At 48.4% G+C, this 20,527-nt stretch carries 19 protein-coding genes; 8 read left to right on the top strand and 11 right to left on the bottom strand.

From position 1 onward, the window contains the following. Positions 1 to 114 precede the first annotated feature (114 nt). Positions 115 to 2,523, bottom strand: coding sequence for a glycoside hydrolase family 3 N-terminal domain-containing protein (locus KW844_RS08260; protein WP_218376241.1), 2,409 nt, complete (start codon positions 2,521 to 2,523; stop codon positions 115 to 117). 188 nt (positions 2,524 to 2,711) lie between these two features. Here KW844_RS08260 and KW844_RS08255 point away from each other — a divergent pair, with 188 nt between their 5' ends. Genes KW844_RS08255 through KW844_RS08240 form a run of 4 tightly spaced genes read left to right on the top strand, consistent with a single transcriptional unit; the run spans position 2,712 to position 7,961 of the window. Continuing rightward, the gene (locus KW844_RS08255) at positions 2,712 to 3,272 is read left to right on the top strand and encodes an RNA polymerase sigma-70 factor (protein ID WP_218376240.1); all 561 of its coding nucleotides are present in this window, start codon (positions 2,712 to 2,714) and stop codon (positions 3,270 to 3,272) included. A gap of 51 nt (positions 3,273 to 3,323) precedes the next feature. Further along, positions 3,324 to 4,292: a FecR family protein gene (locus KW844_RS08250; RefSeq protein WP_218376239.1), complete on the top strand. Its 969-nt coding sequence runs from the start codon at positions 3,324 to 3,326 to the stop codon at positions 4,290 to 4,292. A 43-nt stretch (positions 4,293 to 4,335) separates the two neighbouring features. After that, positions 4,336 to 6,933 (top strand): carboxypeptidase-like regulatory domain-containing protein, encoded by a 2,598-nt coding sequence (locus KW844_RS08245; RefSeq protein WP_218376238.1) that lies wholly within the window; start codon positions 4,336 to 4,338, stop codon positions 6,931 to 6,933. Between the two features lie 5 nt (positions 6,934 to 6,938). Then, complete coding sequence (locus KW844_RS08240) at positions 6,939 to 7,961, top strand: DUF4249 family protein (RefSeq protein ID WP_218376237.1); 1,023 nt, start codon at positions 6,939 to 6,941, stop codon at positions 7,959 to 7,961. 4 nt (positions 7,962 to 7,965) lie between these two features. Here KW844_RS08240 and KW844_RS08235 read toward each other — a convergent pair whose 3' ends face one another. Further along, positions 7,966 to 9,822, bottom strand: a complete 1,857-nt coding sequence (locus KW844_RS08235) for a M1 family metallopeptidase (RefSeq protein ID WP_218376236.1) — start codon at positions 9,820 to 9,822, stop codon at positions 7,966 to 7,968. A gap of 48 nt (positions 9,823 to 9,870) precedes the next feature. Beyond that, entirely contained in the window at positions 9,871 to 10,221 is a 351-nt protein-coding gene (locus KW844_RS08230) for a hypothetical protein (RefSeq protein ID WP_218376235.1), read from the bottom strand. Between the two features lie 212 nt (positions 10,222 to 10,433). Between KW844_RS08230 and KW844_RS08225 the strand changes: the two genes are divergently transcribed. Continuing rightward, positions 10,434 to 11,588: a ParM/StbA family protein gene (locus KW844_RS08225; protein WP_218376234.1), complete on the top strand. Its 1,155-nt coding sequence runs from the start codon at positions 10,434 to 10,436 to the stop codon at positions 11,586 to 11,588. 9 nt (positions 11,589 to 11,597) lie between these two features. Then, on the top strand, positions 11,598 to 12,071 hold the full coding sequence (locus tag KW844_RS08220; protein WP_218376233.1) for a polymer-forming cytoskeletal protein: 474 nt from the start codon (positions 11,598 to 11,600) through the stop codon (positions 12,069 to 12,071). Here KW844_RS08220 and KW844_RS08215 read toward each other — a convergent pair whose 3' ends face one another. Together KW844_RS08215 and KW844_RS08210 are read right to left on the bottom strand one after the other, a co-directional pair. Then, positions 12,072 to 12,299 carry a DUF3820 family protein gene (locus tag KW844_RS08215; RefSeq protein ID WP_073080099.1) on the bottom strand — a complete coding sequence of 76 codons (228 nt, stop codon included), beginning with the start codon at positions 12,297 to 12,299 and terminating at the stop codon, positions 12,072 to 12,074. It abuts the gene before it with no gap. Between the two features lie 102 nt (positions 12,300 to 12,401). After that, positions 12,402 to 13,058 (bottom strand): hypothetical protein, encoded by a 657-nt coding sequence (locus tag KW844_RS08210; protein WP_218376232.1) that lies wholly within the window; start codon positions 13,056 to 13,058, stop codon positions 12,402 to 12,404. Between the two features lie 233 nt (positions 13,059 to 13,291). Between KW844_RS08210 and KW844_RS08205 the strand changes: the two genes are divergently transcribed. Next, a complete protein-coding gene (locus tag KW844_RS08205) occupies positions 13,292 to 13,765 on the top strand; it encodes an Lrp/AsnC ligand binding domain-containing protein (protein ID WP_218376231.1) in 474 nt (157 codons plus the stop codon). Between the two features lie 2 nt (positions 13,766 to 13,767). Here the strand turns inward: KW844_RS08205 and KW844_RS08200 are convergent, their stop codons facing one another. Beyond that, on the bottom strand, positions 13,768 to 13,953 hold the full coding sequence (locus KW844_RS08200) for a hypothetical protein (RefSeq protein WP_218376230.1): 186 nt from the start codon (positions 13,951 to 13,953) through the stop codon (positions 13,768 to 13,770). A 635-nt stretch (positions 13,954 to 14,588) separates the two neighbouring features. On the opposite strand from KW844_RS08200, the gene KW844_RS08195 reads away from it, so the two are divergent. Next, entirely contained in the window at positions 14,589 to 15,800 is a 1,212-nt protein-coding gene (locus KW844_RS08195; RefSeq protein WP_218376229.1) for a hypothetical protein, read from the top strand. A 48-nt stretch (positions 15,801 to 15,848) separates the two neighbouring features. Here KW844_RS08195 and KW844_RS08190 read toward each other — a convergent pair whose 3' ends face one another. From KW844_RS08190 to KW844_RS08170, 5 genes are read right to left on the bottom strand one after another with little or no spacing between them, the layout of a single operon-like run. Then, positions 15,849 to 17,036, bottom strand: a complete 1,188-nt coding sequence (locus KW844_RS08190) for a class I SAM-dependent RNA methyltransferase (RefSeq protein ID WP_218376228.1) — start codon at positions 17,034 to 17,036, stop codon at positions 15,849 to 15,851. 19 nt (positions 17,037 to 17,055) lie between these two features. After that, a complete protein-coding gene (gene map / locus KW844_RS08185) occupies positions 17,056 to 17,820 on the bottom strand; it encodes a type I methionyl aminopeptidase (protein ID WP_218376227.1) in 765 nt (254 codons plus the stop codon). Positions 17,821 to 17,874: 54 nt separating this feature from the next. Beyond that, complete coding sequence (locus KW844_RS08180) at positions 17,875 to 18,405, bottom strand: RNA 2'-phosphotransferase (protein WP_218376226.1); 531 nt, start codon at positions 18,403 to 18,405, stop codon at positions 17,875 to 17,877. A gap of 4 nt (positions 18,406 to 18,409) precedes the next feature. After that, on the bottom strand, positions 18,410 to 19,522 hold the full coding sequence (locus KW844_RS08175; protein WP_218376225.1) for an acyltransferase family protein: 1,113 nt from the start codon (positions 19,520 to 19,522) through the stop codon (positions 18,410 to 18,412). 45 nt (positions 19,523 to 19,567) lie between these two features. After that, complete coding sequence (locus KW844_RS08170) at positions 19,568 to 20,449, bottom strand: DUF4349 domain-containing protein (protein WP_218376224.1); 882 nt, start codon at positions 20,447 to 20,449, stop codon at positions 19,568 to 19,570. Between the last annotated feature and the right edge of the window lie 78 nt (positions 20,450 to 20,527).

Raw genomic sequence — 20,527 nt, 5'->3', positions numbered from 1 at the left:
GGTAAGGGACTTTAATACAGCTGCAAGATAGTTATCCGGGTGATAGTATGTAACTAGATAAAAAAGCCCCGGAAAATCGCTTTCCCGGGGCTGACCTAAAAAATCAAACTATGCCTATCGGATGATAGTAAATGTTTTCTTGAGCTGAAGATCCTCGGAGTTAGTACCCACGGCGATTTCAAACTCTCCTGGCTCCACGGTCCAGTTCATGTCCTTGTCTAACAGCGCCAGATGATCCGGATGCAGGGTAAAGTGGAGGGTTTTCTTCTCTCCCGGTTTGAGTGTCACGCGTTCAAAGCCACGCAGCTGCCACACGTAGGTGGTTACACTGCTCACTTTATCGTGCATATACAACTGTGCTACCTCATCACCGGTTTTACTGCCGGTGTTGGTAACGTCTACGCTTACCTGGATATCACCTTGCTGACGTTGCTGATCAGGTGTAATCACGAGGTTACTGTATTCGAAGGTGGTATAGCTCAGGCCGTAACCGAACGGATACAGCGCACCATTTACACTCGTACGTCCGAAACCGTTATTACCGCTACTTGGCTGACCTGCATGGGAACCGGGCTTGAAGGGAAAGTTCAGCTCCAGCTGCCCCAGGGATTTAGGGAAGGTAACAGTAAGTTTACCACCCGGGTTGTAGTCACCAAACAACGCTTCTGCTACGGCGATACCGCCATTAGGGCCAGGGAACCAGGCTTCCAGGATAGCTGGCAGATTTTGGTTTTCCCAGTTAATGGTGAGTGGCTGACCGTTGATCAACACTGCCACTACCGGTTTGCCGGTGGCATGTAAGGCTTGTAATAACTGCAGCTGGCGACCAGGCAGGTCCAGGCTCGTACGGGAAAGACTCTCCCCAACGCGCTTGTCGTCTTCCCCTACCACTGCGATGATAACATCCGCATCTTTTGCCTTACTAACGGCATCGGCTATACCGGCCTGTTCTTCTGCACTCAGTGGTGTTGGAATGATTTCGGTGCCAGGCCATCCAGGATTCACAATATCACAGCCCTGGCTGTAATTAACAGTGATGCCTTTGCCTGCCATTTTCCGGATACCATCCAATACAGAAATTACCGGATTATTGGAAGGACCATAACGACTGTTGGCGTGACTTACCGCCGTGGCCATCGGTCCGGTTACCAGTACATTTTTTATAGCGCCACGGTTAAGCGGCAATGTATTCTTTTCGTTCTTTAAAAGTACCAGCGACTCCCGGTTCAGTTGCAAAGCAAAAGAGTCATCAGCAGCAGTGTGTACGCCCTTGTCTGCCAGTTTCTCATCCACATAAGGATGATCAAACAGGCCCAAACGGAATTTCACGCGCAGTACATCTCCTACGCGACTGTCGATCGTTTTCATATTTACCTTGCCTTCTTTCACCAGCTCACGGAGCGGGTTGATGAAATTTTCCGGCGGGGTAAAGTTGGTACGCACGTTCAATCCGGCTTCCACCGTCTGCCGTACGGCCTCTTTGTAATCGGCTGCCACATGATGTTTGCTGAAAAGATATTCCACTGCTTCGGAGTCGGATACTACGTAGCCGTCGAACCCAAACTGCTGACGCAGCAGCTGTGTCAGGAAGTAATAACTGCCGGTAACAGGTTCCCCGTCCCAGTCGTTATAACTGCTCATCACGCCCATTGGCTTTGCTTCCTGGATCACGCGGCGGAAGGGATACAAATAGATCTGGTGCATTTCACGGGGTGCCACATGCGGGTCCGTACGGGCATCGCCATCGCGGCCACCTTTAGGAATACTGTAAACGGCATAATGTTTCAGTGTGGAGGCTACGCCCTGCGACTGAATCCCCATCACCATTTGCTTACCAAGTTCAGCGATCAGGAAAGGATCTTCACCATAACACTCTACCACGCGGCCCCAGCGTGGATCACGCGCAGGATCGAGGATGGGCGCATATACGTTCGTATAGCCGAGCAGTTTAGCTTCGCGACCACCAATCTCTCCTGCCCTGTGCACCAGTGCGCGGTTCCAGGTGCTGCCAATACCAATAGGCGCCGGCAAAGGCGTAGCGCGGTCATGGTTCAGACCATGTATCCCTTCATTGGTGAAATCCACCGGTATGCCCAGGCGTGTTTCTTCAATGAACCATTTTTGTACGGTATTAATAGCCGCAGCATGTGTGCTGTAAGGAAAGGAGTACTTCGTTTGTGCTTTACGGTTATTAGCCACACTGTTCAGTTCCTCATCGATGTTGGCGATACCATCCTTCCACACCTGTTTTTTCCATTCCGGTGTGGGCATTTCATCTTTCAACACGCGACCATAACCATACAGGGTAGCCATCTGGCAGGTCTTTTCGTCCAGCGTCATTTGCGAAAGCAGATCTTTAACACGGTCGTCCACAGTTTGTGTCGGATCTTCAAAGATGTCCTTTTTGCCGTTTTTGTTGAAATCAATCCAGCCATTCCGGTAGATGGGCTGTTGCTTCTGTGCTACGGCATATTGTACCGTGAGCGCAGTCAGCAGCCCCGTTGCAGTAATCCTGAGCTTCATTTGCTGATAATAATTATAACGGTTTAAATGCTTTGCAATGGATTGCAAAGCCGGCTCAAGATAAAATTATAATCTGAAACGCAAGGGAAAAAATTAGGGATGGTAGCCACGAAATTCCCACTATATTTTTATATGATGTAAAAACGCTACTTTAGCGGCATTCATCATTAAAATCACATGAAGGTTAAATGATTACATCGCCTTCTTATCAAGCATATAAGGACCTTTTTCATTCACTGTACAACGAGTTATGTAACTATGCTTACAGTTTTCTGAATGACGATGCCGCTGCCGAAGATGTAGTGCAGGAAACTTTTATTAAGTTATGGCAAAAGCATCCGGACCTGATCCAGATGCCTAATATCAAACCCTATCTGTTCCGGGCGGTGCGCAACAATTCGATTTCTGTGATCCGCAAGCTACAGGTGGAGCAGAATAATCAAAAGGGATACGGACAACTGGCCGATATCAGCGAGGAACCGGACGAACTGGAGAAGGCTGCGGCCAAACCCTACTTCGATCAGCTCATTTATGAAGCCATCGCCAACCTGCCACCACAGTGCAGGGAAGTATTTACCCGCTGCCGCATCCAGGGGATGACGCACCAGCAGGCGGCCACCGACCTGGGGCTCTCCGCTAAAACGGTGGAGAACTATATGGGGAGAGCACTGAAGATCCTGCGTAAGTATCTGGCAGACTATGGCCTGCCGGCAGGCATCCTGCTTATGATAAAATTATTAACTGACTAATAGGGGGTAGCGACCCTACCCTGCGTTATAAAGACAGAGCACACTGTAGATATGGAACCTACTTATATATATGAACTGATCACCAAAAAACTGTCCGCTCAGATTACCCCCGAAGAGGACCTGGCACTCAGCCGCTGGCTGGAGTCTGCAGAAAACCAGGCCGAATATGAAGCACTGAAAAAAATCTGGAAAGGCAGCAATTACGTCCCAACACAGCGGCAGTACAACGCCGTCAATGCCTGGGATAAAGTGGAAAGTCGCATTCAGCCTGCCCAATCCGCACCGGTAAAAACCATGCGCTGGAAATACGCTGCCGCAGCAGCCATCCTCGTATTGTTATCGGCAGCTGCCTGGTGGATGATAGACCGGCCAGGCGATATCCAGGAGATAGCCGCCAATGAAGGAAAAATTAAAAACCTTCAACTGGACGATCTCTCCAGAGTTACCCTGCGCCCAGGGGCCAAAATCAGGTACAGCAAAAATTACCAACATGATAAACGGGTAGTGGAACTCTCCGGCGAAGCCTACTTCGAAGTAGCCACAGACCCCTCCCATCCTTTCCTCGTAAAAACGCCGGACCAGTCTACCATTGAAGTACTGGGTACCGCCTTTGCCGTGGAAACAAAGCAGGAAGCCACCACCGTTATTGTAACGGAAGGCCGCGTGCGACTCGCACATCCCAGCAGCCAGCAAGGCGTCATCCTCACCAGTGGCCTCAAAGGTGTAAGCCAGCAAGGCCAGGTTATCGCGTCTGATAATGACGACCTTAACTTCCTCGCCTGGAAAACAGGAACTTTAAAATTTAATGACACACCTTTAGTTGATATTGTGCCGCAATTAGCCGATTTTTACGGCAAAGAAATCAGGATTGACGATTCATACCGCGATGCAGCCGCGATGGAAAAAGCTACCGTCAGCTTCCACGATCAGTCCTGCGAAGATGCATTGCATGAACTACAACTATTGCTGGGCTTCAGCTACAGGCAGGAAGGCGACACGATTGTCATCAGCCGCAGGTAACAACAAATTAAGGCCCCTCTCTTATACAACTTTATTGCTCCTGATGCTGCTGCATTGGCTGCCTTTAAGCGCGCAGCAGGCAGACAGCATCCTGGCCCGGCATTTTAAACCCGCCAGGCAACAAGGCACCGTACTGCATTATATCCAGGAGATCACCCAGCAAACCGGCATACCCGTTTCCTACAGTTCCAACTTCATTCACCTTAACAGGAAAGTACAGCTCACCGGCACCGAAACCACCACGGGTGAAGTGCTTAACACCATTTTCCAGGGAACAGGTATTGAAATTGCTTCCGTCAATGGAAAAATATTCCTGCTACGCGATATTTCCGGTACCCAATATTATACCATCAGCGGTTTTGTAAAAGAAAAGAACAGCGATGAAGCCATCATCGGCGCCTCCATATACGATCCCGTTACCCGTAAAGGAACTATCAGCAACGCCTATGGTTTTTATACACTCCAGGTACCCGATACCTGCAGCCAGATCGTGTTTTCACATGTGGCCTATGAAACGGTACTGCAACCACTACCACCGCCGGACGATGGGCAGCTCGATATTTACATGGGCGTGCGTCACAGTCTCCAGCCGGTAGTGATCAACGCCAGCGCCGGTGATACAGTGCTGCTGCACGGTGGCTATATCAACATGCCGGTATCGTATCTCAACAGTTACCCTGCACTGCTGGGAGAAAAAGATGTACTGAAATCACTGCAGTTCTATCCCGGCGCTGGCAGCTCCCTGGAAAGCAGCAGCAACTTATTGATACGTGGCGGCGGGGCCGACCAAAACCTGTACCTGCTCGATGGCGTGCCCATCTATCATACCGGTCACCTATTCGGACTATTCTCCATTTTTAACGGCGACGCCGTAAAAGATGTATCGCTCTATAAAGATGCGTTTCCCGCCAGATACGCTGGCAGACTATCATCCGTAGTGGATATACGCACCAAGGATGGTGACATGAAAGAGTGGCACGGAAAGGCCACTGTGAGCCCTGTGTCGGGCAGCGCCCTGCTGGAAGGTCCTATTATCAAAGACCGGACGTCGATGTCGCTCTCCCTGCGACGCTCCCTGGTGGATGTGCTCTACGGTAAAAACTTCCTGCGCGACTACGGTAAATATTACCTCTATGATATTAACGGAAAAGTAAACCACATCCTCAACGAAAAAAACCGCCTGTATTTTAGCTTTTACAAAGGGCAGGACCGCATGAATATCGCCAGCGATAATCCGGTGATCCTCCTGTTCGACGATTACAATTTCGCCTGGAGTAATGTTACCGCCGCATTGAAATGGACCAGCGTAGTAAATCCACGGCTGTTTACCAATACCACGCTTACCTACAGCAGGTTTCATAATACCTTTTCGCAGAACTCCCTGATCCCGCTGAGCTTTTCCGACTCGCTGTTTGTAAAAGGGGTGGGCGTGTCCAGGGTACGCGATATCGCCATTAACAACGAAACCGAATACACGCTCAATAATACCCATAAGCTATCTTTCGGCGGTGGCTATACGTATCACAACTTCGCACCTACCTCCTACCGCACTAACATCTCCGCAGGGGAAGCAGTAAAAAGAGACGCTCCGAAATACTATATGTCGGAAATAAACCTCTATGCAGAGGATCAGATTTCATTATTCGACGAACACCTCATCATTAGGCCGGGCCTGCATTTCGGTTCGCTGGTGCAAAAGGGTTCCGTTTATACCTCTACTCAACCGAGGATGCTGATTCGCTGGAAGTTTTCCAGGGATCAGTACCTGGAGGCGTCTTACGCCGCCATGGCGCAGTTTATTCACCAGCTCTCCACGCCGGTGATCAATCTTCCTACAGACTTATGGGTACCAAGCACAGATGTAATAAAGCCGGAGCGTTCCTATTCCTATAGCCTGGCATATGAAAAGAAATGGCAAAACGACTGGCGCCTCAGTATCGACGGCTATTACAAGCTACTCAGTGATATCGTGACCACCAACACCGTCCTCAATATTTTCGATAATTCTGATCTCTGGGAGAAGAAAGTGATTGCCGGGAAAGGTTATAATTACGGGGCTGAATTTCTCCTGGAAAAAACCAAAGGAAGATTTACCGGAATCTTTGCATACACGCTATCCTGGGCCTGGCGGCAGTTTGACAGGGTGAATGGCGGCAGACGTTATCCTTACAAGGAAGACCGCAGGCACAACCTGTCTATGGCCCTTAAATACCAGCTCTCCCCGGTATGGTCAGTAAGCGCTACCTGGAAGTTTGCCAGCGGTGCTCCGTTTACGATGCCACAACAAATATTCCCCGATCTTGACTGGGCCAAAAATATTAACGGATACCTGGACGAACGCTACTCTCCATTCTCTACCTACCAGGTGAATTACCTGCCTTTTTTCACCGGGTTGAATAAATACAGACTGCGGCCCGTACACCACCTGGACCTTGGCACCACCGTGCAGCTGGGTACCAAAACAAAATTTAGGCATACCATCAATGCCGGCGTTTATAATATCTACAACCGGAGCAATCCCTTTATTGTGAGCTTCGATCAGTTTTCCTATTTCAATTTTGACGCCGTATATCCGTTACAGTTATACCAGTACAGTATCTTCAGAACATTGCCGTATCTGAGTTACACCTTTAAATTCTGATGATCATGATGCGATTGATAAAATACACTGCAATTATAGCTTTACTGCTCGCCGGATGTGAAACCGAGTTACCCGTGCCTCCCGGCAACGGTCAGCCACGTGTGGTAGTATACAGTGAATTAACAGCCGGAGAGATGCCACAGTTACGGATCGGCAAAAGCAAGCTCGTGACCACCGGTGTAGATAACGGATTTGAACTGGTGCCTAACGCAAATGTACAGCTGCTGAACCAGGATGGCACTTTAATTGAAACACTCAGTAACGTGCCCGACCCCGGCGATCGCATGAGTGTGTATAGCGGCAAAACAAAATTACAATCGCTCAAAACCTACCGCGTAAAAGTGGAGGTGCCAGATATGAAACCCGTAACTGCCAGTGCCGGCATTCCAGGCAACTGCAGAGTGGAGCTCACCGACACGCTGCGTACCACGCTCAATGGCCGGCCGGTACTACGTTTTAACCTGACCGTTTTCGGGCAACCAGGGGTCCGGACCTATATCGTTATGGAAGCGCTGAAGCAATCGGCATTAGTGGATTCTTTCTTTACGTATAATGGTGTACGTTATAACATTGCTGCCAACGAAGATTTGTACGAGTCGGTAAAAGGCCAGCCCGGTGTGGTGATCAGCAAGGATACTACCTTCCTCAACGACTACCTGCGCATTCCCTGCTATACGCAGGATGAAAATGCTGATAACAACCAGATTGGCGGACTAAACGAAAACTATAACAGCATTCTTTTCAATCAGCAGGGTAAACCACTTACCACTAATCTGTATATCAACGCCACGGCACTTAGCTCCAACCAGATTGAAGCCATTGCGCCCAAAGGCAGGGTGTTGGTATATATTAAGTCGGTGACTAAAGAGTACTACGACTTCCTGCTTACCTACGAAAAAGTAAAACGTAATCCGGGGTTAAACAGCCTGATACAGGCCGTGCAGCTGCGTAATAATACAGTGGGCGGCCTCGGTATTGTAGGAGGTAACAACCAGGTAGTGTACAAATTGTATTACGATGACCTGTAGCCCATTACTTTAGTTCCACCACATTATCCTCTGGATGAATATCGGCCACCCAGGTACTTCCCAATACTACTTTTTTCAGCCGTTTATTTTTCGGCACCTGGAAAGCCACTGCCTCTTGTCCTTGCTCCCAGCAGTCAATTGCACGGTGCAGCTTCTGCGTGCTGCCATCCTCGAAGGTCAGCGTAAGATCCACCGGAACTGGTTTACTACCGATCCGCTTCACTACGATCTCATACTTCCCATTTAATACCCGAAATGGCGCCAGGGCCAGGTCCGGATAGCCATTATCGAAAAACCAGCTTTTCCAGAACCAGTCCAGGTTACGGCCGGCACCCATATTCATGCAATAAAAGAAATCATATGGCTGCGGATGTTTCCCGCTCCAGGTGCGGATGTAATGATGCAGGGCTTTGAGGAACAGGCTGTCGCCCAGCAGGTCCTTTACATACAGGTAGCCCAGAGCCGGTTTGGGATAGCTATTGGTCATGTAGGCATCTGTCAGCTGATTGGAGGGCGACATAATCGGCAGGTCCTGAAACTTGCCGGCAATTTTATTGTAAGGTTCCATACCATAATCATCTACCAGGGAGCTGTCGATCATGGGCGACAACAGCCACTCGCCTATGGTGGCCCAGCCTTCATCCATCCAGGAGTAGAGTGTTTCGTTGGTACCCATATAGAAGGGGAACATGGTATGAAACACTTCGTGGTCCGTTAGCTCAATACTGTATTTGCGATTAGGCGCCGGGTTATCGTTTACCATCATGGGGTATTCCATCTGATCCAGGCCGTCGAACACCGTTTCGTGGCTGTACGGGAAGGGCCAGCGCGGGAAGTTATAACTCATTTTTTCAACGGTGGCGCGGGTAAAGTGGGCTACCTCAAAGTAGTCGGCATGCTCCGGATTAAACACGGCGTCTACCCTGGTTCTCCTTTTGGTGCGCGGGTCTACCTCCACGCTGGCGGCCTGCCACAGGTAATGATTACTGATGGCGAAGGCGAAGTCTGTAACATGTTGCGCCTGGAATTGCCAGGTATTGGCCGTTTTATTTTTTGTGAGGTTTCCTTGTTTAAGGTCTGTAGAATCAATAATGTAGATGATATCGTTGTGCTGCTCTGCGGCCGCGATACGTTCCAGGAATTTGGGCTGATAAATATCGCCGGCGTTGACCAGGTCCCCCGTAGCCCATGTTTGGTAGTCGCCGGGTACGGTAATGGACACACGAAAATCGGAGAAGTCGTTATAAAATTCCATGGCTCCTGTGTAGGGAATTCTGTCCCATCCGTTTATATCATCGTATACGGCTATACGGGGAAAGAAGTAAGCGATAAAGAAGGCACCGTCGTCGATGGCGCCGGTACGGATATGGGAGTTTTTGTTCAGGGTGTAGGAGAACTCCATTTGCAGTTGCATGCTGCCGCCAGGTGCCAGTGCCGGTATTTTCACCATCATATTGGTGCCGGTGGCAGCGGGTACGGGAATGGCGGTACCATTGGCGCGCAGGTTGGTAATGGCTACCCCGTCGTGTTCATCTTCTCTGTCAATGATCATAGCACGAACGTTACCTTTCTGGTAGAGGTTCGCCAGTATTTTCAGGTTTATTTCACGGAGTGTGTCCGGGCTGCGGTTGGTATAATAGATCGACTCCGATCCTGCCAGCAGTCGCGTTTGCGGATTGAAGGCTACCTGTATATCGTAAGCAGCGTGGTTTTGCCAGTAGTTGGCACCGGGGAGGCCGGACATATGGCGGGTACCTTTTTCATAGGCCCGCTGGATGTTCAGCGGCATATAGAGTTGCTGCGCCGTGGCCATGGTGGCGATACTGAGCAGGAGTAAAACTTGCAGCTTCACTTTAATCATATCTGAGTAGCAGGATTTTATGCGTATTCCTGCGCCCAAAAGTAGTGATTAAAGTGGTAATGGCTGGTGACTGGTATCAGCTGGCAGGGCCAGGCTGTCGGTTTGGGGAGATGGCCGGGTGCTGTCGGCAGGTAGTTTAGAAGTATCCGCTACGGTACCAGCTCCTTTCACGGGGGCGGTGGGCCGGGTGTTCTGCCTGCGGTTGTAGTCGCTGACCGATCCTGATTTCTGCATATCCTTCATGGTCTTTTTGTCAAAGAGATATTGGGGGCGCTTTTCGGGCCGCAGGCCTTTGTCGAACTCAGCTTCCGCGCCAATGGCGGGTGCAGAATAAACGCGACGTGAATTATTGCAGGCGATGGCCCCTATTACCGATAAAAGAATGAAAGTCAGTTTCATGCACCGTTATACTAAAGGGTGAACATGGGTAAGGGGGAAGGACGTATAACCATTAACGATATCTTTTGTGTTATTATTATCATTAACGGCTCCGGGGATTTTGAAAATATAAAACCCTGTACTAAATTTAGCCCAAATTCATTGAATGCCATCCCCTATTGTCCTGATTATAAAAAAGAATTAATCTCTGTTTCGTTATTATCACAACAACTATGAAAGTATCTACAACCAGCTTCCCCAGTGTGTTTGAGACCGCCTTTGGGAACACCGAAAACTCCAGTAAAGATTTACTGAACGGATTAAAAATAAAGAAAGATGACACCTGGTACCTGGTAGGGAACCTGGCGAAAAGAGGGGGTATCAATCCGGGTAGGGTGACCAATGCCTCTCCGCAGGAAGAAGACTATGAGATACTTTTCAAAGCCGCCATGCTGAATACCATTGATAAAGTACAGCAACCGCTGTCGATTACCATGGGTTTCCCTTTCTCTACATACAATATCTACAAAGCAGCCGCAGAGCAGTTCCTGAGCAAAAGACATTTCCTGATCGACTATGATACCCAGACGTACAACAACAAGGGTTCTTTCAAGAAAGGCATGTTTGATATTGAACGTTATGAAGTAATTCCTGAAATCGTAGCTGGTATTATCGGTTTAAAGAAAACGGTCAACGAGCCAAACCTTGATAACTTCATTGCGGTGAGTTTTGGTTTTGGTACCATTGAAGGTGGTATGGCTACCGGCGATGGTTTGATCCATCGTACCTGCTTCAGCTCCCATGGTATCCGTTATGCGATTGGTAACCTCACCAGGGAACTGAACCAGAAGCACTATCTGGAAATGAAAAATGAGCACCAGGTGGACGATGCGTTTATGAAGGGTTCTATCTTCACCAACCGCAAACGTATTGACCTGAAAGAAATGAGAAAGGCAGTATTACTGCAGTACTACAAAGAAGTGGTTTCTCCTCTCATGCGTAAATACTTCACCGATCTGGATTTTGAGAATTGTGAAAAAATCTACCTGATGGGTGGTGGCGCACACTACAAAGAACTGACCGACGCTTTTATAGAGGAATTCAAGGATTTCATTCCTGTAGAAGTAGCACCAGAGCCTGAAAAACTGATCAGTATTGGTTACCTGTACAACTCCCTGCGTATTTCCGACAACAAGGCGCAACGTAGCGTGGGACTGGATCTGGGTAATGCCACTTCCGTGATCAGTTATTTTGAGCAGGATAAACCGGTGAGCACTACGCCTCCACCGATTCCTGGCACTACCGAAGCAACGCCTGCCCCGGCCGCACCCGCTGCCCAGGCCAGCACTATCCCGGCCAAAGAAAAAGACATCACTATAAAACTCTAAATTGATTGAATGATAAACGTCCGACATTTATTCCGTAACCTGACTACGCCGGAAGGTTTGCAGATCCCGGTATCTGTGACTGTAAGCGGCAGCATAGACGCTGCTGTTCCGGGACGCATTGACGGGACAGTGGAAGGTGATGTAAAAACCACCGGTAAACTCATCATCAGTGAAACCGCCCGTATCAAGGGACACGTATTTGCTGCAGAGCTGATATTGAATGGAAAGGTGTATGGCAACGTTTACGTTTCTGACAAGGCGCAGGTGTTAAGTGCTGCCCATGTGAAAGGAGACGTTAATGCATTTAGTCTGGAAGTAGAGGTAGGCGCCCATATTGGCGGCGTAACCCGAAAAGATAAACTGGCAGTGCAGGAACTGGGGAAACCTGTTCAGGCACTGCTGCCTGATGTTCCGGTGGAGACAAAGCCCATAGAAAAAGCGGTGGTGGTACCGGAGGAAGATCAACCTACCTCCTGGTTTTAGTTATCGTTTTCTGAGTGGGTCCAGCAGGTACATCAAACCGTTCATTTTGATCACCAGCAAGGTTTCCAGCAGCATACCCATTTTTCCGGGAGGAAAGCCTTTTCGTTGAAACCATTCCAGGTAGCTTACCGGCAGGTCGCACAAAATGGTGTCTTTATACTTACCAAAAGGCATACGCATGGTGACTAATTGCTGTAATAATTCCGGATTCGGCTGAGCTAATTCCATCTGCTGAGTTTTTTGCAAAGAAAGGAAAGTTCCTGCAAAATAAGAGAGGCTGACAAAAGCATTGCTTTTTTGTCAGCCTCTTATTTTTTTAGGGTATGAATGCTAGTGTTGATCTAATAAGCCTGCATTCTGCATTGCATCTGTCAATGTTTTGGAGAATGCTTTGCCAAAGGAAGCGAGGCTGTTTGGATTAACCGTTTCCGACTGTCCGGACCAAATCAATACACCCTCTTTAGATAAATCATACAAGTTTGATTCGAGGAAATAGGTTTTATCCGTGGTGTAATAACCCGGGCTGTATACCGAGCCATACATATAACCATAATATCCCCAGAAGCTGCCGTACCAGCCATAGGCCGGATAAGACGCATAAGGCGTGCCAGGCACATAGCGGGTATCCGACTCCTTATTCACCAATGAGGTGGTGAGTACAGCCGTGTAACCGGCAGCAAGAATTTTTTTCGCCATTTCTTCTCTGGATACTTCATTTTTAGGGTCGAAGTTGGGCGGGAACATATCCAGACTTTTGCCTGCGTCGATACCTTTTTTCTGCAATGCTGCTGTTAAGTCTGTTTCAATGGTTTGTTTTGCGCCGAGGTTAGACGACAGGCTGGCGACCAGAATTTTGTGATAGCCTTGTGTGGGTGCCTGCTGCGCTTTCCAGGTGCCTGTCATGTGTACGGTGGTTCCACAACTGCTGGCGAGGATAACAATGGCCAGTGCTATACCGGCAAAAATGCGATGATTACTAAGATACATGTCACATGGTTTAATCAGTGAATCGTTTCAAATTGGCCGCAATGCTGATGGGGCCTTCTTAGTGAACAACAAGCACTGATGAAAAATGTTTTCCGCTGGTGAGCGTTTGCGCGGCACCGCAGATATATTATGTAAACTTTAATACGAATTAACTCTTGGTACATAATACATAATTTTGATATTTTTGCAAATAATGTCTTAATTTTAGATAAAATCTAAATCGCCTAGCAAAAATGAGCCACCAGTTAAATATTGACAAATTAGACCTCCAAATCATATCTGAAATGTCCAACGACGCCAGCATTTCCTATGCTGAGTTGGGTAAAAAGCTGTTCGTATCAGGCGGCACTATTCATGTGCGTATTAAGAAACTGCATGAAATGGGTGTTATCAAGGGTACACGGCTACAGGTAAATTTGCGGGCCATCGGCTACGATGTGTTAGCATTCATTGGTATCTACCTGGAAAAAAGTTCCATGTATGAAAGCGTTGCCAAGCAATTGCTGAAAGTGCCGCAGATAGTAAGACTCAATTACACAACTGGTTCCTACAGTATGTTTGCGGAGATCATTTGTAAGGACAGTGCAGAGCTGCGTAAGATCCTTCAGGATGATCTGCAGCATATCAAAGGAATAGAGCGGACAGAAACCATCATCAGCCTGGAAGAAAGCTTCTCCCGCCCTATTAACGTGAGCGCTGCCCTGTAGCTTCAGCAGATCATTTCATTCCGTCTTCTGCGCAGGAACCTTACGGGCCTGTACACATAAGGACGTACCTGCCTGGCCGGGATCTGCTCCCCTTTTTCGTCTGTAATCACCGGACGTGTTTCAGGTGCGAAATCATCTTTAATAATGGCGTGTGTGCGTTTGTGCTGAAAGAAATTAAATTTGAACATAAAACTGGTTTTGCCCTGCAACCGGAGCTACCAGAGGGTTTTGCGGTTACAGGAAGTGAGTAAATGGTGTTGCAGGATCTGCGTCCATGGTAGTTGTTTTAATGTGCTGCAAATATAGGGAGATGGAAATGCGGTGCTGATTAGTGTAGCAGCAGAATATTATTAGAAAGTTATTAGAATAGGTACTTACCGTGTGGCTCATTGTGCGCCACACGGTTTTTTTATGCCGCATCGGGCTGTAGAGCCGCCATGCTGGCGGCTCCTCGCTATAATCTATCAGGTAAACATTTTATTTTCTGGGAGATCATGGAGTAGATCGAAGCGTAGGAGCCGCCAGCATGGCGGCTCTACGAGCAAAAATTGTTTCGTATCCCCGGGAATGCTACTTAATGCGCATTGAAATTACGGTAGCACCACCAAATTTGGCTGCAAAAGGAATATCACCCAGCAGTTTGATCTGTCGCCAACGTTATCTCCACAAAACCAAAATCTTATCCTTTAGAACAATTTTAATGTAATCGGTTGCGTAATATAAACATGAGTGTACTTAAATATTTCAAATAGTATTTCTATATTAGAAATGTAATCGGTTACAGACTCAGATTTATAGTTTTATTAACCTTAAAAACAACGTTATGAAGAAAACTTTCATCGGTTTTTCTGCTGCCCTCCTATTGCTCTTCAGTTGCACCAAAGCCGATCAACCCTCCCTCTCCAACCCTAATCCCGCCAACACAGAAGCCACCGCCGTCATTAATGCCGGCGTAGTTCAACAGTATATACGCGGGTTTGGTGGTGCCAGTATTCGTGGCTGGATTGCTGATCTGACCGCCGCACAACGTACCACCGCCTTTTCTCCGAGCAGCGGTATAGGCCTCAGCGTATTGCGTGTCAGGGTTTCACCCAACAGCGCCGATTTCGCGGCAGAAAAACCTACCATCGACGCCGCTAAATCCTATGGCGCCAGTGTAGTGGCCTCTGCCTGGACCGCCCCGGCAGCTATGAAAAGCAATAATAGTCTCATAGGTGGACAACTAAACACCGCTTCCTATGCGGCCTACGCTGCCCACCTCGCCAACTTCTGTAATACCGTAGGCGGGGTAACAGCCATCAGCCCGATCAATGAACCCAACATCACTGTCAGCTACGAATCCATGGAGCTATCCGCCACCCAGGTGGCCAACTTTGTGGCAGCACAAGGCAGTAACCTCGGCGCGCCGGTAATGGCACCAGAACCGTTTAATATGGATAAAACCTACCTGGATACTTACCTGAGCAATGCTACCGCTAAATCGAAAACAAGCTATGTATGCGGGCATATTTATGGTAAAACACCGTACGTATACTCTCCGGGAAAAGAAGTATGGATGACGGAACATTACACCAATACCAATGATGCCAATGGCTGGACAGACGCCCTCGGCGTTGCCAAAGAAATTCATGACTGTATGAATGCAGGCTACAGCATGTACGTATGGTGGTACATCAGAAGATCCTACGGCCCCATGGACGAAAGCGGTAACATCACCAAGAGAGGCTATGTAATGGCACAATGGGCCAGATACGTACGCCCGGGGTCTAACAAAATATCCTGTACCGCCAACCCTGCCACCAACATCTACACCACCGCCTATAAAAGCGGTTCCAAAATCGTTGTGGTAGCCATCAACCTCAATACGGCCGACACTTATCAGCCATTTTCCGTCAGTGGCGCTACCGTGGCAGGCTTCAATCGTTACAGGACTACCAGCGCCAGCAACCTTTCCTCCGATAGTTTCGCCATCACCGGCGGCGCATTCGGAATCATGCTGCCCGCATCCAGCGTAACAACACTGGTATCTTACTAAAAACAAAAACGACGCCCGTAAGCGTCGTTTTTATTTTTAGTTATTTGTTTATTCCGTTACTGCCTGCTGCTTTCTTGGATCACGCGTACCTGCGTACAATTCGTATTCCAGCAACCGGCAATCCAGTGTACTATTATAAAATTCAATTCTTCGTTTGGCCTTCAGCCCTATTTTCTTTGCCAGATCCAGGTTTCCGGTGAAGATATAACCAAAGTACCCGCCGCATTTCTGTTTCATGAAATCACCTATACGGGCATACGTTTCTTCCAATGCCGAAATTTCTCCCAGCCTAAGCCCATATTCAGGGTTCATAAACACCACGCCCGTACCTGGTTGTGGCACCGGACTGGCGGCAAAGTCACAAACCTTGAACTCAATCAGGTCTTCCACTCCCGCAGCCCTGGCGTTTTTGCGCGCGTTGGATACCGCCTGCTCACTGAGGTCGGTCGCAATGATTTTCAATCCCGGCACTTCGATAATCTGCTTTTCCAGCAAACCTCTCTCCTCCTGGTAAACATCGTCAATATAGCCTACCAGGTGCATAAACCCGTAGTTACTGCGAAACAGTCCAGGCCTGGTGTTGGTAGCAATTAACGCGGCTTCTACCGCTACGGTACCGGAACCACACATCGGGTTGATAAACGGCGATTGCCTGTCCCAGCGACTGGCCAGAATAGTACTGGCAGCCAGTGCTTCCAGCATTGGCGCACGTCCCGGAATTTTACGATAACCGTGGCGGGCCAGCGATTCACCGGAAGTATCAATGAAAACTTCCGCCTGCTCATTTTTCCAGAACAGGTTTACGACTGCACCACTCAGCTCTGCCCCTGTAGAAGGGCGCTTACCGGTTTTTTCACGCATGCGGTCCACAATCGCATCCTTAACACGCAGGTTGGCGAACATGCTGTTATTGATCGTTTCGTTCAGTACGTTACTGGTGATGGAGAAATAACCGTCCGGTTTCAGGAGGGTTTCCCATGGGTAAGACTTCAGTTCTCTATATATATCATCGGCATCCTGTGCCTCGAATTTTTTCAGGCTGTAAAGCACCTGGCTGGCACAGCGCAGGTTCAGGTTTAAGCGGATACAATCATTGATGGTTCCGTTGAGGCGCACCCCTGTTACAAAAGTTTCTTCCGGCACAAAGCCCAGCTCTTTCACCTCCTGCTCCAGGAAAGGTGTCAGGCGCTTATTACAGGTGACTGTAATAGCGCCCTTTGTGGTGTATAAAGACATAATGGCCGCAAATTACCAATTAATTCCAGATTTCGTTGGCGGCAGTTAGTATGATCGGTGTTCCTTCGGTAATAATAATCGTATGCTCATGCTGTGCAACAAAGCCACCACGGTTGCCTACAAGGGTCCAGCCATCCGGTTCCTGGTTGGCATAATTAGAAGCTGTAGAAATAAAAGTTTCTATAGCCACCACCCCAAAACGCTTGAATCGGCCGCGGTTTGCCTGGTCATAGCAATTCAGAATATCGGAAGGCGACTCATGCAATCCTTTACCAATACCATGACCTCCCAGGTTACGGATCACGGTGTAGCCGTTACGACGGGCTTCTGTTTCAATCAGCTTGCCGATATCACAAATCCTTACCCCGCCACGGATCGCATGAATGGCTTTGTGCAGGATATTCTTTGATGTTTCAACCAATGGCTGATAACCGTGGATATCCTGACCCACTACAAATGAACCGCCATTGTCGGACCAATAGCCATCATATTCCGCAGATACGTCAATATTGATCAGGTCCCCTTCCTGGATAATCTTATCCGAAGCAGGTATCCCGTGTGCAATTTCATGATTCAGGGAGATGCAGGTGTAGCCCGGAAAGCCGTAGGTCAACTTGGGAGCCGACCTCGCACCCATTTTCTCCAGCAGCTTACCGCCGAAATCGTCTATCTGCCGGGTGCTCATTCCAGGCTTAGTATAATGGCGCATTTCTTTCAGCGTAGTAGCCACCATTTCGCTGATGCGGCGCATGCCTTCTAATTCTTTTTCGGATGTAATTGACATTGTTCTGGTGATTAAAGGTTTCCAATAGCACCACAATTTAACGAAAAAATGGCGCTAGTCGATATATTTTGCCGGCACAAATTCAGTTAACCATACCTTATTTTCGGACAAGTAAAACAGCAATCCATCGGCATGCATTTGCCCGGTACGTACGCTCACTACCACAGGCGCACCATGACGGCCGCCCACCTGTACGGCGGTTGACTGCTGCGTGCTCAGGTGCACATACTGCCTGGACATGCGCTGAATACCTTCCTTCCGGAGAAGATCCACCGTATCAGCGGCCGTACCATGGTACAGTATTTCCGGCGGTACAGATGGCGCAAGGCCCAGGTCAATGTTCACACTATGCCCCTGGCTGGCACGGATCATGGTTTGATCGGCATTCAGCGCAAACCGCTGCTTGTCGTTCGTAGCCACTATATCCAATAAATCTGCTTTGGTAAATTTCACGTTTGATTTTGCAATCAGCTCATCTATCACTGCCCAGCCGTTTGCATCCAGCTCCAGTCCAATTTCTTCCGGCTTATGGCGAAGCACCAGACTCAGAAATTTACTGACATGCTTCTTTTGTTTCTCTTCCATCTCTCTAAATTTTTATAATAATATTTCTGCGGTACATCACTGCCATCGGTATCCAGATAAGGAAAACCAGGAACAGCGCTGCTGCCAGTGATGCGTTGTATGGCGTGAAAATATTACTCCATACTTTTTCGTTTAGCCATGCCTGTAAGGACAATTCTCCTACAGGAATCAGGCTCAGTAATTTCGGTACCAGTGCCGATAAAATATAGGCGGTAATTGCATTGCGGCCAAATGCTACCATTGGCGTCAGGTAACGTGTACGTTGCTGCACATCTATCAGCCAGTAACACACCGCCAGGCCTACGGTTGCCCAACCACCGGTGTACAGTACAAAGGAGCTGGTCCACAGGGATTTGTTAATCGGAAAAAACAGATCCCACACCAGGGCCAGGATAATCGAAAAGAAGCCATAGACAAACAGCCAGCTAACTTTCACGGCATCATCCTTATCTTTCCTGCGCAGCCAGCTGCCCACCAGTATACCAAAGATGCCGGTACCTACTGCCGGGATTGTGCCCAGTAATCCTTCCGGGTCCCATGTTTTACTGGATGCCCATAGGTGATTGGTAGTAAACACCAACCTATCCAGCCAGGCCCCCAGGTTTGTTTCCGGCTCCAGGTTAGCAGGCCCTACTCCTGGCACCGGCACTACCGTCATCAACAGGTAATAGCCTATCAACGCTGCTGCAAATATCCATTTCAGGGTACGTAAACTGGTTTTGATATACAACACGGCAATTATACCAAATACGAGCCCTATACGCTGCAATACGCCTGGAAAACGTAAATGAGCGAGGTCGAACTTAAATATCAGTCGCAATGCCAGCCCGATCAGGATCAGGGTGACCGCACGACGGAGTGCATGTATGATCAGTGAACGATGTTGAGCAGGATCTTCTTTTTTCGTACCCATGGCGTATGGTACCGATACGCCAACGATAAACAGAAAGAAAGGAAATATCAGGTCTGTTGGCGTGCAACCGTTCCATTTGCTGTGTTCCAGCGGAGGATACACATAGGACCAGCTACCTGGGTTGTTTACCATTATCATGGCGGCCACCGTAAGGCCCCTGAAAAAGTCCAGCGACAATAAGCGCGGTTTGGTTGTTGTATTCATGCGGCTAAAATGATCCGCTCAATTTAAAAAAAATTGAGTGGATTACTATGCCTGCACGGAAGTTTTCCTGAAACGCTTTACCATTACCCAAACTATAATACCTATGATCACGAAAGGCCAGATCGTAATAAAGAACAATACAATATTCCTCAGTATATCCGCTCCCGTATACAACGCTGTCTTCAACTCAGTCCCAAAACCTGCGCGGGTGGCAGCTGTCGGGTCTACTTCCACTACCACATCCGCACGGCCGGGTTGCACCATAGCCACGGTAATGGTGGCATTATTGGCTTCATCCAAAATAGCCAGGTTGTTGAGTTGGCGGCTGATCGTATTATCTTCTTTTGACTGATTGTAATTGGCTGCATCTACAGAAGAGGTATGCCTGTCTGCTGTTGCCGTATACGTTTTAGCATTGTTGCGCAGGGAATTGCTCAGGTAATCCAGTGTTTTATCCTGATCTTTTAACGTTCTGTAATCAATATAGGTGGCTTGTTGGGTCAGTACCTGCACTACGGAATCCATGGCAGCTGCAGGCACACGCAGGGTAAGACTCGCCACTGTATTGTACATCCGTACATGCATCAAAGAGTCTCCTTTATATGGAATGTACTTTTCATGGGAGATTTCGTTTTGCTGTTTGCTCTCTACTACAATACCATCGAGTGATTTTGTCACTCTTTCCAGCGCCTGGCTGGCAGTAAATACATCGGGTACGCGACAGCTTACATCAGCGGTACGTACACGTTTGCGGGAAGCGCTGTTAAGGGAAGCAATATCAGCTGCAAAAGAGGTGGAATCAGCAGCGGCAGTTACTGTTTCCGCAGATACAGCTTCGCTCGCAGCGGCATCTTTTTCATAGCGCTGTGATGAACAGGCAGCAAGGGTCAGGGCGGGTAGAACCCACAGCGGAAGGGCGTTTCGCATATAGTAGTAATTTTCCTTTTATACCGGAAACGCAGCAGAGGTAACCCGTGGATTTGTTAAAAAAAACAGAAACTGCCA

It is taken from the genome of Chitinophaga sp. sic0106, assembly GCF_019219075.1.
Lineage (GTDB): Bacteria > Bacteroidota > Bacteroidia > Chitinophagales > Chitinophagaceae > Chitinophaga.
This window is presented reverse-complemented; position numbering and strand designations above follow the sequence as displayed.

Bases quoted from the DNA above. Each gene is read 5' to 3' on its own strand.
- KW844_RS08260 (WP_218376241.1), bottom strand. From the start codon at position 2,523: ATGAAGCTCAGGATTACTGCAACGGGGCTGCTGACTGCGCTCACGGTA.
- map (WP_218376227.1), bottom strand. From the start codon at position 17,820: ATGTCAATTACATCCGAAAAAGAATTAGAAGGCATGCGCCGCATCAGC.
- KW844_RS08180 (WP_218376226.1), bottom strand. From the start codon at position 18,405: ATGGAAGAGAAACAAAAGAAGCATGTCAGTAAATTTCTGAGTCTGGTG.
- KW844_RS08220 (WP_218376233.1), top strand. From the start codon at position 11,598: ATGATAAACGTCCGACATTTATTCCGTAACCTGACTACGCCGGAAGGT.
- KW844_RS08245 (WP_218376238.1), top strand. From the start codon at position 4,336: ATGCTGCTGCATTGGCTGCCTTTAAGCGCGCAGCAGGCAGACAGCATC.
- KW844_RS08195 (WP_218376229.1), top strand. From the start codon at position 14,589: ATGAAGAAAACTTTCATCGGTTTTTCTGCTGCCCTCCTATTGCTCTTC.
- KW844_RS08170 (WP_218376224.1), bottom strand. From the start codon at position 20,449: ATGCGAAACGCCCTTCCGCTGTGGGTTCTACCCGCCCTGACCCTTGCT.
- KW844_RS08225 (WP_218376234.1), top strand. From the start codon at position 10,434: ATGAAAGTATCTACAACCAGCTTCCCCAGTGTGTTTGAGACCGCCTTT.
- KW844_RS08175 (WP_218376225.1), bottom strand. From the start codon at position 19,522: ATGAATACAACAACCAAACCGCGCTTATTGTCGCTGGACTTTTTCAGG.
- KW844_RS08200 (WP_218376230.1), bottom strand. From the start codon at position 13,953: ATGTTCAAATTTAATTTCTTTCAGCACAAACGCACACACGCCATTATT.
- KW844_RS08205 (WP_218376231.1), top strand. From the start codon at position 13,292: ATGAGCCACCAGTTAAATATTGACAAATTAGACCTCCAAATCATATCT.
- KW844_RS08215 (WP_073080099.1), bottom strand. From the start codon at position 12,299: ATGGAATTAGCTCAGCCGAATCCGGAATTATTACAGCAATTAGTCACC.
- KW844_RS08240 (WP_218376237.1), top strand. From the start codon at position 6,939: ATGATGCGATTGATAAAATACACTGCAATTATAGCTTTACTGCTCGCC.
- KW844_RS08255 (WP_218376240.1), top strand. From the start codon at position 2,712: ATGATTACATCGCCTTCTTATCAAGCATATAAGGACCTTTTTCATTCA.
- KW844_RS08235 (WP_218376236.1), bottom strand. From the start codon at position 9,822: ATGATTAAAGTGAAGCTGCAAGTTTTACTCCTGCTCAGTATCGCCACC.
- KW844_RS08190 (WP_218376228.1), bottom strand. From the start codon at position 17,036: ATGTCTTTATACACCACAAAGGGCGCTATTACAGTCACCTGTAATAAG.
- KW844_RS08250 (WP_218376239.1), top strand. From the start codon at position 3,324: ATGGAACCTACTTATATATATGAACTGATCACCAAAAAACTGTCCGCT.
- KW844_RS08210 (WP_218376232.1), bottom strand. From the start codon at position 13,058: ATGTATCTTAGTAATCATCGCATTTTTGCCGGTATAGCACTGGCCATT.
- KW844_RS08230 (WP_218376235.1), bottom strand. From the start codon at position 10,221: ATGAAACTGACTTTCATTCTTTTATCGGTAATAGGGGCCATCGCCTGC.